This window comes from Robiginitalea sp. (assembly GCF_049588695.1).
Lineage (GTDB): Bacteria > Bacteroidota > Bacteroidia > Flavobacteriales > Flavobacteriaceae > Robiginitalea.
On the sequence record NZ_JBAVZJ010000611.1, the window covers coordinates 1 to 1,776 of the forward strand.

Annotated in this window: 3 protein-coding genes; all 3 read left to right on the forward strand. The window is 48.0% G+C overall.

Going from position 1 to position 1,776, the window contains the following annotated elements:
- A partial coding sequence (locus WBV75_RS13940; RefSeq protein ID WP_424121192.1) for a DoxX family protein occupies positions 1-339 on the forward strand: 339 nt, incomplete at its 5' end.
- Between the two features lie 297 nt (positions 340-636).
- Positions 637-921 (forward strand): hypothetical protein, encoded by a 285-nt coding sequence (locus WBV75_RS13945; protein WP_424121193.1) that lies wholly within the window; start codon positions 637-639, stop codon positions 919-921.
- A 283-nt stretch (positions 922-1,204) separates the two neighbouring features.
- Positions 1,205-1,776, forward strand: a 572-nt coding sequence (locus WBV75_RS13950; protein WP_424121194.1) for an MOSC domain-containing protein, incomplete at its 3' end; no start/stop codon positions are given.

Below are 1,776 nucleotides of genomic sequence, written 5' to 3' on the forward strand. Positions count from 1 at the left end.
CACTTGGCCTTTATGGCCCTACTTTATATTCTGGCGGGCATTCTGCACTTCGTTTTCCCCCAGATGTATCAGCGGATCGTTCCGCCCTATATCCCGGGCAAACGAGCTGTGGTTTACCTCAGCGGAATCCTGGAAATTATGCTGGGGGTTGCCCTGTTTTTTCCGGGGTTTCGGACCCTTGCCTTGTATGGTATTATTGGGCTCCTGCTCCTGTTCCTGCCGGCTCACATTCACATGCTTCGGGACAAACACGCCGGCATGGGTCTTTCGGCCTGGGTGTTGTGGTTGCGCCTTCCGCTCCAGGGGCTCCTTATCTTTTGGGCCTCTATGTACCTGTAATTCCTAACTATGTACCCCTGAAGTTACCCATATCCTTTTTTGGTGCTGGCCCTTCACCATGGCAGGGTGGTATGTTGGGCTTAAATTTCCACAGTAATTTTTGAATAATTTTCTTTATTTTAGACATCCTCTTTATTTTTACGAAAGCAGCTTTGAGATAAACTCATAAGACCGGAACCGGGTATAGCGGATAAGGTGCATCAATTTTAGGCAAGCCCTGCAGATGGTAAAAGGCGGTGGCATATAGTTCAGGGAACAGGTTCAGCGACAACAACGCATTCATTAAAAACTATAGATATGGACAAAGAAGTATTCAAAACCAAAGTAAATGGAATCATTGATGAAATTTCAGAAAAGATCGATGCCCTGAAGGCAGCCGGGGAAAGCGCCGAAGACGCGGTAGTCGAAGAATATGGGGAAAGCCTGGAGGAACTGGAGTCCCAGAAAGAAGAGCTTGAGAAAAAGCTGGAAAAGTTGGAAGATATCTCCGATGAAACCTGGGAAGAAGTAAAGGAGAAATTTGCATCCGCTTCGGATTCCTTTAAGGAAGGACTCGCCAGGATCGCAGACTATTTTTCTTGAACGACCTTTTTTTGGAAATTCACGGGGGTCCTTCTGAGACCCCCTTTTTATGCATTATCCCCGTCTGAAGCCCTTTGAAACAAGTGCAACCCCAATCGGCATTGTCGTAAACAACTACGGGGAGATGCATTCTACATCAAATTCACCAGACTGCTTAGTGGGTGCAGGCCAGGCCCATTTCAGGCCTATGGGAGGGAGCTCCCCGAGAGCCGATATTACTACCAGATTTCCAGTATGATTCCAGCTCGATTAGTAGTATCTTTAAAACTCAAATCCAATATGCGTGAAGATCATCAGTACCAATACCGCCCAGCCCAGGACCATTACCTGGAAGGGCAGCGAGAGGGTAACCGGCATTTTTAAAACCCCGAACCCCGAGGGCATCTACCTGCATCCTGAAGGGGTGAAAGGAGATACCATTGGAAATCCAAAGGTACACGGTGGACGGGTAAAGGCAGCCTACCTGTTCTCGGAGGACTGTTATCCGTACTGGAAAGAAGCGTATCCCAACCTCGCCTGGCAATTCGGCATGTTTGGCGAAAACCTCACTGTAAAGGGCATGAACGAAGATGACCTCCTGATGGGCAGCCTTTATCGGGCAGGGGAGGCGATCGTCCGGATCACTACCCCCCGTGAGCCCTGTTTTAAGCTCGGACTTCGTTTTAAGGACCAGGGTATTATCGATTCCTTCGTAAAATATGGCAAACCTGGTACGTACGTCGAGGTTCTGCAACCTGGTTTTGTCCGGGTAGGAGACTCGATGGAGTTAGTGGAACAGCCCGAAAAAAAAATAAGTATTGCAGCTTTTTTTAACATGTGGTACGCCCGTGAAAAAGATCAAAACTTAATTCGCGA

Coding starts and splice junctions, on each gene's coding strand:
- WBV75_RS13945 (WP_424121193.1), top strand. CDS start 637: ATGGACAAAGAAGTATTCAAAACCAAAGTAAATGGAATCATTGATGAA.